Source organism: Prosthecobacter sp. (assembly GCF_044378005.1).
In the GTDB taxonomy this organism is placed as follows: Bacteria; Verrucomicrobiota; Verrucomicrobiia; order Verrucomicrobiales; family Verrucomicrobiaceae; genus Prosthecobacter.
Window position 1 is genome coordinate 1 of sequence record NZ_JBILYB010000191.1, and the last position, 9,154, is coordinate 9,154.

Genomic DNA, 9,154 nt, shown 5'->3' on the forward strand with positions numbered 1-9,154 from the left:
CCCAAGAAACATGGCTGTCACAGTTGTGTTGTTCATGAAGGCGGAAACTCCCCCCACAGTGGCCATCATTCCGGCCACAATTCGCTTCGGGTGACCGCCTGTGGTGCGCGCCAAGACATGGCCTACCGTATCGAGAACCCCTGTTTCACGCAAAGCCGCCCCAATCACAAAGATGGCCCCGAGCATCACGATCACTTCATTGCCAAAGCCCGCGAAAGCTTCATTCACCGTGATGATGCCACTCAACACCAGCACACAGAGCAATCCGAGCGTGACGAGATCCACCGAAATCTTCTCCGTGGCGAAGAGAATGACGGCTACGAGTAACAGACCGATGACAATGAAGGCAGCGCCCATGAAGTAAGGGCGCGGATGATGCCGAGATGCCCCGCGCTGACGAATGAAATTTGGCCCCTTTGTCGCACCCTCAAGAGTTACTTGGACATTTTCTCGCTTGATGAGCTTCTCCCTTACCCCTCTCAGCATTCATGCCTTGATCCAGCTCGCTGCCCCTTCACGTCCTTGAAAGAGAATGTCGAACCCGCGCAGATGGTGTTGGCCAGCAGGGGACGCTAGACGCCACGCTCATTCCTATTGGCGAGACTTGTCGAGCGGCGTTGTTGAAGCCGCAGGCCCTCCATCAGCGTCTTCACGGCCTTGCTTTGAAAGCGATACGAGTTCCACATCATCGCCACGGTGCGCACGGGCTTCTCACCACTGAAGGAGCGGTAGATGCGGCGGTCGCTGGTGTCGGTCTTGCGGGCCATTTCGGGGACGATGGACACGCCGTGGTTCAGCGTCACGAGCTCTTGCACGGTGGTGAGCTGGCTGGTGCGCTCGACAGTGACGGGCTGGACAGATTTTCTGCGGCAGAAAGTGGCGATGTTGTCGGACAGGCAGTGTGCCTCGCTCAGCATGACAAAGGGGTAGCCGTCCACAGCATCAATAGCGACAGCCTTCGAGGCAGCGAGCGGATGCCCGACCGGCAGCACGAGAAGCAGTTCCTCGTCAAAGAGCGGCTCGACCTCCAGATACTTGGCGATGATGGGCAGGGCGAGGATGGCGAGGTCGATCTCGCCATGGCTGCAACGCTTGATGAGGTTCTCGGTGGTGTCTTCCTGCACGATGACGGAGATCTCTGGATGCTCTTTGGCGAAACCGCTCAGCAGGCCGGGCAGGAAATAAGGTGCGATGGTCGGAATGGCACCCAGCCGGATGCGCCCCCGGCGTCCTGCCTCGGAAAGCTCGGCGAACGTGTCCTCCATGAGCTTCAGAATGTGCTGGGAGCGCTCCAGCAGGAGTTCGCCGTGATCGGTCAGCACGACTTCGCGCGGCTTGCGTTCAAAGAGCGGCTGGCCGAGCTGCTCTTCGAGTTTCTGGATGGCGCGGCTCAGCGCAGATTGAGAAAGATTCAACTCCTCCGCCGCACGGGTGAAGTTCTTTGTCCGTGCCAGGGCCACAAATTGTTCGAGCAGGTGGAGATTCAGTTCGTTCCGCATCCTGCTTCATAGCGATGCGCTGCGCGCATGGCAAGCATTCAGACAATGCATTGGATGCATTCCCCATCATCCAGTAACAGGCCTTGTGACGACCTCCAACCGTGGTCCACAACCCACCACCCAAACCAACCTGACGCCATGAAAACATCGACGATCAAGGCTGTGCTTGCCACGCTGATGCTGACTCCAGTAGTCTCGGCATCGGCTCAGGAAAAGTCAGCTCAACCAAAACCAGACAAACCTATGGATGACATCAGCAAATGCCCCGTGATGGGCGCACCCGCCGCTCCTGGCCGCCACACCGCCGCCGGAGCCATGACCAACAGCGACTGGTGGCCGAACCAGTTGAACCTCAAAATCCTTCACCAAAACTCGCCGAAGGGGAACCCGATGGGCGAGAGTTTTAATTATGCCGAGGAGTTCAAGAAGCTCGACCTCGCCGCATTGAAGAAGGATCTGAACGATCTCATGACCACCTCCCAGAAGTGGTGGCCCGCCGACTACGGTCACTACGGCCCCTTCATGATCCGCATGGCCTGGCACAGTGCCGGCACCTATCGCGTGAGCGATGGCCGTGGCGGAGCCGGTTACGGCACGCAGCGTTTTGCTCCACTCAATAGCTGGCCGGACAACGCCAGTCTGGACAAGGCGCGCCGCCTCCTCTGGCCCATCAAGCAGAAGTATGGCAACAAGATCTCCTGGGCCGATTTGATGATCCTCACGGGCAACGTCGCGCTCGAATCCATGGGCTTCAAAACTTTCGGCTTTGCCGGTGGTCGTGCCGATGTGTGGGAGCCGCAGGAAGACATCTACTGGGGGCCTGAAAGCACCTGGCTGGGAGACAAGCGCTATAAGGACGAGCGCCAGCTCGAAAAGCCGCTCGCCGCCGTGCAGATGGGCCTCATCTATGTGAATCCCGAAGGTCCAAACGGCAAAGCCGACCCGCTGGCCGCCGCCAAGGACATTCGCGACACCTTTGCCCGCATGGCCATGAACGACGAGGAAACCGTCGCGCTCATCGCCGGTGGTCACACCTTTGGCAAGGCACATGGTGCCGGTCCTGCGGACAATGTCGGCCCCGAACCGGAAGCCGCCCCGCTGGAAGAACAGGGCCTCGGCTGGAAAAACAAGTTCGGCAAAGGCAATGCGGAAGACACCATCACCAGCGGCCTCGAAGGCGCGTGGACGAACACGCCGCGAGCTTGGTCGCATGGTTACTTCACCAACCTCTTCGCCTTCGAGTGGGAACTGACAAAAAGTCCCGCCGGTGCCCAGCAGTGGACACCCAAAGGCGGTGCAGGCAAAGGCACCGTGCCAGATGCGCATGTGGCAGGCAAGACTCATGCACCGATAATGTTCACCACCGACATCGCGCTGCGTGAAGACCCGATCTACCATAAGATTTCGAAACGCTTCCTGGAGCAACCCGGCGAGTTTGCCGACGCCTTCGCCAAAGCCTGGTTCAAGCTCACCCATCGCGACATGGGGCCGCTCGCCCGTTACCTCGGCCCCGAAGTGCCGAAGGAAAAACTCATCTGGCAGGACCCGCTTCCTGAGGTCGATCACGAAATCGTCAACGAGCAGGACATCGCCCAGCTCAAGGCCAAGATCCTCGACTCCGGTCTCACCACCTCCGAACTCGTCTCCACCGCTTGGGCTTCCGCCTCCACCTTCCGTGGCAGCGACAAGCGCGGCGGCGCCAACGGTGCCCGCATCCGTCTCGCGCCGCAAAAGGACTGGGAAGTGAACAATCCGCCGCAGCTCGCCAAGGTGCTCGCCGCGCTGGAGAAAATCCAGGCCGATTTCAACACCGGCAACAAGAAGGTCTCACTCGCGGACTTGATCGTGCTCGGTGGCAGCGCCGCTGTCGAAGCCGCCGCAAAGAAAGCCGGTCACGACGTGAACGTGCCCTTCAGCCCCGGCCGCGTGGACGCCACCCAGGATCAGACCGATGTCGAATCCTTCGCCGTGCTCGAACCGAAGAGCGACGGCTTCCGCAACTACCTCGGCCACGAGCTTGATCGCCCCGCGCCCGAGAACCTCGTGGACCGTGCCCAGCTCCTCACGCTCTCCGTTCCTGAGATGACTGTCCTCATCGGCGGCATGAGAGCGCTCGGCACGAACACCGGTCATCCTGACCTCGGCGTGCTCACGAAGAACCGTGGTGTCCTCACCAACGACTTCTTCGTGAACCTGCTCAGCATGGAGACTGAATGGAAGGTCTCGCCCCGCTGCGAGCACTTCTACGAAGGCACCGACCGCGAAACCGGCACCATGAAGTGGATGGCCACCTCCGTCGATCTCGTCTTCGGCTCGAACTCCCAGCTCCGCGCCACCGCCGAGGTCTATGCCACCGCCGATGCCAAAGAGAAGTTCGTCACTGACTTCGTCGCCGCCTGGACCAAAGTCATGAACCTAGATCGCTTCGATCTGGCGAAGTGATTCCAACAACCGCAACACTGATCAGAATGACAGCAGGAAGCTTCTCGGACAATCGCTGGGCCGCTTCCTGAAGAAGAAAATTCTCCCGTTCGATGAACAGCCATCTCGTGATTGAGATGGCTGTTTTTTGTGCCCAGGGAGCCCTTTGCTCGCGGCACTGCCAAACGTCGTCATCTCGACAGCTCAAAGCCCGTCGCAGCCCATGTGAAGAAGCGAAAGTTTGAGGGAAAGATTACAGACTTGAAAGCCACAACTCTCTGATCTGATGACATGCCGGTTGCAAAAGCACCGCTCCCGTCCTGCTTCAGGCGAATGACTGAACAACTCACCCGCCACCTCCACCACACAGGCGTCATCGCCGTGCTCATGATCGACCGTGCCGAAGACGCCGTGCCGCTGGCGCGGGCTTTGCTGGCGGGTGGTGTGACTGTCATCGAGCTGACTCTGCGAACCGATGCCGCGCTCGAATGCCTGCGACGTATCCGGGCCGATGTGCCGGAGATGACCATTGGTGTGGGCACCATCCTCACGCCACAGCAGGCAAACGATGCCAAAGAGGCCGGTGCCAGCTTTGGCGTGGCTCCCGGGATGAATCCGCGTGTCGTTGCCGAGGCGAAACGCATCGGCCTACCCTTCGCACCGGGAGTTTGCACGCCGACGGACATCGAACTCGCCATCGAGGCCGGATGCAAACTGCTCAAATTCTTCCCCAGCGAGCCCAGCGGCGGCCTTGCCTACCTGCGCGTGATCTCCGCGCCGTTCATGCACCTCGGTGTGCAGTTCATCCCACTCGGTGGTGTGGGTCCGGCAAATGCGGCGCAGTATTTGCAGGAGCCATCCGTACTCGCGCTCGGAGGTTCGTGGCTCGCGCCGAAGGATCTCATTGCGAAGGGCGACTGGGCGGCGATCACCAAACTCGCTCGTGAAGCCAGCGACATCGTGAAACAAGTCCGCCCATGAGCCGCGTCGTTACATTCGGCGAAATCATGGCCCGCATCGCCACGCCGGGCTTTGCGCGCTTTCAGCAGGCCATGCCGGGCAGCGTGAATGTCACCTTTGCCGGCGCGGAGGCCAGCATCGCGGCTTCGCTGGCCTATCTCGGCATCGATTCGAGCTTCGTCACTGCTTTGCCGCAACACGCCATCGCCGATGCCTGCATCGCTGATCTGCGCAGTCTCGGTGTCGAGACGAAACACATCCTGCGCACCACCGAAGGCCGCTTGGGCATCTACTTCCTCGAACACGGCGCGAACCAACGAGGCGGCAATGTCATCTACGACCGCGACGGCTCCTCCGTGGCGATCACGCCAGTGTCCGCTTACGATTGGGACGCGATCTTCACCGGCTGCGAATGGTTTGTCATCTCCGGCATCACGCCCGCCATCTCGCGCAACGCCGCCGAGGTCGCGCTCATCGCCGTGCAGGAAGCCGCGCGTCGGAAAATCAAAGTCGTGTGCGACATGAACTACCGCACCAAGCTCTGGCGCTGGGAGCATCCGCTCTCCGCCCGCGATCTCGCCACACGCACCATGAAAACGCTGATGCCTTTCGTGAACGTCTTCGTCGGTGGGGCCAGCGATGCCACCGCGATGCTCGGTGTGGAAAACACCGGCGACCACCACTCGCTCGCCGCGCAGATCGTGCAGCAGTTTCCCAATCTCACCCACGTCGCCATGACCGTGCGTGATGGCTCTAGCGCCACGATGCAATGCTTCGGCGGCACGCTTTACGAAGCCGCCACTCAGACACTCCACACCGCTGCCCCATATCCGATCACTCACGTCGTTGATCGCCTCGGCGCGGGCGATGCCTTCACGGCTGGCTTGGTTTATTCATTCCTCCAGAACTCCACTTCTCCAATTGCCATCGCCTTTGCGACGGCGGTTGGGTGCCTCGCGCATTCGATTGAAGGCGACTACAACTACAGCACACGCGAAGAGATCGAGGCTCTCATGCAGGGTGATGGCGGAGGCCGAGTGAGCCGATAGAGCGAAGCAAAGTATAACCTCTCGGGTATTGAGAAATGAAGCAGACACTTTCTCCAGGCTATTTCATTCAACCCGGAGGGTTGGCAGCCTGTAGCCGGTGGTCGAGGGAGGCTCGGCGACCGATACCACCGGTATCGCGAAACCATCCGTGACAGGTGTCTCCGCATCCCAGAGGGATGCCAGCCAGAGGTGTATCGCCGCTAGCGCACGCCGTTGCCGAAGGTCGGTATGGCTGCCATCCCTCCGGGATGGAATGTCATACTTGAATGCTGCGTGGAGTTCCGGTGGTGTCGCTACGCTCGACCACCGGCTACAAGCTGTGAACCCTCCGGGTTCCTGTTCAGCCATCACTAGGATGCTGAGATCACTTCGCCGCCGCCTTCTTGCCCTTGCCTTTTCCCTTCGAGCCTTTGGCCGCATCGTTCTTCTTCCAGAGGTCGATGGGCACGGCATTGGGCTGATTCGCACCGGGAGTGCTGCGTCCGTTCGCGACGAGGGTTTCGAGCTGTTTCGTGAGCTTGGCGACGATCTCAGGATGCTCGGCTTGGACGTTCTTGGTTTCACCGAGGTCGGCATCGAGATTGAAAAGCTGCACTGGTGGTGAGCCTGCGGGCTCCTGACCGGGGCGAGGATCGCTCCAGCCACCGCTACCGGGGCAGAGAGCGAGTTTCCACGGTCCTTCGCGGATGGCGAAGAAGCCACCGATGGTATGGCTCACGAGCATGTCGCGCTGCGGGCCTTTCGCTGGCTGGCCGAGCAGGGTGGACAGGAAACTGAAGCTGTCTTCGGCGGCATCCTCCGCCAGCGTGGCTCCCACGATCTCAGCAGCAGTGGCGGTAAAATCGACGAGGCAGGTGAGCTGTGTCGTGGTCTGGCCGGCTTTCACTTTCGCAGGCCAGCGGACGAGGAAGGGCACGCGATGTCCGCCTTCATAAACATCGGCTTTATGTCCGCGATATTTGCCACTCGGGTTGTGACCTTTGGCGAGAAGCTCGGGGTAGTTCGCACTCGGGGAGCAGCCGTTGTCGCTGGTGAAGACGATCATCGTGTTCTCGGTGAGGCCTTGGTCATCGAGTGACTTCAGCAGGCGGCCCACTTCGGCGTCGGTCTCCATGACGAAGTCACCGTATTGGTTGAGCCCGCTTTTGCCGCGCCACGCCGGGTTTGGCAGGATGGGCGTGTGTGGCGAGGCGAGCGGCAGGTAGAGGAAGAAAGGCTTGCCGGACTTGGCATCGGCGCTCTTGCCGCTGATCCAGGAGATGGCCTGATCAATGAAGGTGGGCAGCACTTCATAGCCGGTGAAGCCAGGAGCAGCGGGGCCCTTGCGAGTGTAGCCTTTGGTTAAGCCCTGCACCATTTCGATCTCTCGATCTTCGGTGGGCTGCACGGTGACTTTGTTTCCTTCGATGAAGACATACGGCACCATGTCCAGCGAGGCAGCGATGCCGAAGTAGTGATCAAAGCCGACGCTGAGAGGTCCGTTCGTGTGCGGTTTCGTGAAGTCCACACTCCAGGCCTGCTCGCGCGATTCGATGTTCATCTCGGCGACCGTCTGCTTGTCCTTGATCACCCAATCCATGCCGAGGTGCCACTTGCCCACGGCGGCAGTGTGATAACCCTGCTCTTTGAGCATGGAGGCCACGGTCATGCGGCCTTGCTCGATTAATCGCGGGCTGAGTCCGCCGAGCACGCCCTTCTGGAGCTTCGTTCGCCAGTTGTAGCGACCGGTGAGGGTTCCATAGCGGGTTGGCGTGCAGACACTGGAAGGCGTGTGCGCATCCGTGAAGATCATGCCTTCACGCGCGATGCGGTCCATGTTCGGAGTCGCTATCTTGCCTTCTGGATTCAGGATGCGGACATCACCTGTGCCGAGGTCATCGCAGAGGATGAAGATGATGTTGGGTTTATCAGCAGCGCTTGCCAGAGATAGGGCTGATAAGACGGAGAGAACGAATAGGAAGGAGCGCATGACGATGGTTATTCGGCTTTCTTCTTCCCCTTCCCTTTACCTTTCTTCGGCTGAGGAGGTTCGGGCTCGCCGTCGAAGGCTTTGTTGCCGTGGGTGAAGCGTGGGGGGGGGATGACTTCTTTGACTTCTGTTTGCAGACGGGCGAGCTCGGCTTTGAGTTCCTTCACGGTGTCGGCGTAGGCGGGGTCGGCGTAGAAGTTTTTGGTTTCGAGCGGGTCCGTTTGGCGGTCGAGCAGGTCCCAGTCATCGACGTCGGGCTTGTAGTAGTGGACGAGCTTGTAGCGATCCGTGATCACGCCGTAGTGCGGGCGGACGCGATGCGGCACGGGGTACTCGTAGTAGTGATAGTAGAAGGATTTGCGCCAGTCGGCGGGGTCTTCGCCTTTGAAAAGGGGGACGAGGCTGCGGCCTTGCATATCGCTCGGCTGAGGCTCACCAGCGATGTCGAGGAAGGTCTGCGCGAGGTCGAGCAGGGAGACGATCTTGTTGTTCGTCGTGCCGGGCTTCGCCACGCCGGGCCAGCGGACGAGGAAAGGCGTGCTCAGGGACTCCTCGAAGATCCAGCGCTTATCAAACCAGCCGTGCTCGCCGAGGTAGAAGCCCTGATCGCTGCTGAGGATGACGATGGTGTTTTCGGCCAGACCTTCTTTGTCCAGGTAGTCGAGCGTGCGTTTGATGTTCTCATCCACGGCCTTCACGCAGGCGGTGTAGTCGTGCATGTAGCGCTGGTAGCGCCACTTGATGAGCTCTTTGCCCGTGAGGTTGGCTTCGCGGAACTTGGCGTTCCGTGGCTCATAATACTCGTTCCAATACTTGCGCTGATCTGGCGTGAGATTGCCAGGAGTCACGAGCTTCGCATCACGCTCGGTAAAGGTGCGGTCGATGCCCATGTCGTGGTCGCTCACGGCCTTGCTGCGGCCTTCGAAGGTGTCGAAGAGAGTCGCTGGCTCTTCATAGACGCGGTCGTTGTCATGACCCAGGTGGCGGATCGGCGGCTCCCATTCGCGATGCGGGGCCTTGTGCTGGAGCATGAGCATGAAGGGCTTCGTCTTGTCGCGATTCTTCAGCCAGTCGATGCCGAGATCGGTGACGATGTCGGTCACGTAGCCTTCGTGCTTCACGTTCTTGCCATTGTCGATCATGGCGGGGTTGTAATACGCGCCCTGGCCGGGGAGCACGTTCCAGTAGTCGTAGCCCACGGGGTCGGTCATGAGGTGCCATTTGCCGATGACCGCATTCGTGTAACCTGCCTTTTG

Annotated in this window: 7 protein-coding genes; 3 read left to right on the top strand and 4 right to left on the bottom strand. The window is 60.1% G+C overall.

The window, feature by feature from the left end; genetic code table 11:
- Both AC6FTP_RS23675 and AC6FTP_RS23680 read right to left on the bottom strand, forming a co-directional pair.
- On the bottom strand, nt 1-357 hold a 357-nt coding region (locus tag AC6FTP_RS23675), incomplete at its 3' end, for an SLC13 family permease (RefSeq protein ID WP_497209378.1).
- A 215-nt stretch (nt 358-572) separates the two neighbouring features.
- Nucleotides 573-1,487, bottom strand: a complete 915-nt coding sequence (locus AC6FTP_RS23680; protein WP_497209384.1) for a LysR family transcriptional regulator — start codon at nt 1,485-1,487, stop codon at nt 573-575.
- A gap of 150 nt (nt 1,488-1,637) precedes the next feature.
- On the opposite strand from AC6FTP_RS23680, the gene katG reads away from it, so the two are divergent.
- The 3 genes from katG to AC6FTP_RS23695 all read left to right on the top strand — a co-directional run bounded on the left by katG (nt 1,638) and on the right by AC6FTP_RS23695 (nt 5,929).
- On the top strand, nt 1,638-3,941 hold the full coding sequence (katG, locus tag AC6FTP_RS23685) for a catalase/peroxidase HPI (RefSeq protein WP_497209379.1): 2,304 nt from the start codon (nt 1,638-1,640) through the stop codon (nt 3,939-3,941).
- 312 nt (nt 3,942-4,253) lie between these two features.
- Complete coding sequence (gene eda / locus AC6FTP_RS23690; protein WP_497209380.1) at nt 4,254-4,901, top strand: bifunctional 4-hydroxy-2-oxoglutarate aldolase/2-dehydro-3-deoxy-phosphogluconate aldolase; 648 nt, start codon at nt 4,254-4,256, stop codon at nt 4,899-4,901.
- Nucleotides 4,898-5,929, top strand: a complete 1,032-nt coding sequence (locus AC6FTP_RS23695) for a PfkB family carbohydrate kinase (protein ID WP_497209381.1) — start codon at nt 4,898-4,900, stop codon at nt 5,927-5,929. The genes eda and AC6FTP_RS23695 overlap by 4 nt, the downstream gene beginning before the upstream one ends.
- 364 nt (nt 5,930-6,293) lie before the next feature.
- Here AC6FTP_RS23695 and AC6FTP_RS23700 read toward each other — a convergent pair whose 3' ends face one another.
- Nucleotides 6,294-7,898 carry a sulfatase family protein gene (locus AC6FTP_RS23700; RefSeq protein WP_497209382.1) on the bottom strand — a complete coding sequence of 535 codons (1,605 nt, stop codon included), beginning with the start codon at nt 7,896-7,898 and terminating at the stop codon, nt 6,294-6,296.
- Between the two features lie 8 nt (nt 7,899-7,906).
- Nucleotides 7,907-9,154 (bottom strand): sulfatase/phosphatase domain-containing protein (locus AC6FTP_RS23705; protein WP_497209383.1); only part of this gene is annotated, 1,248 nt, incomplete at its 5' end.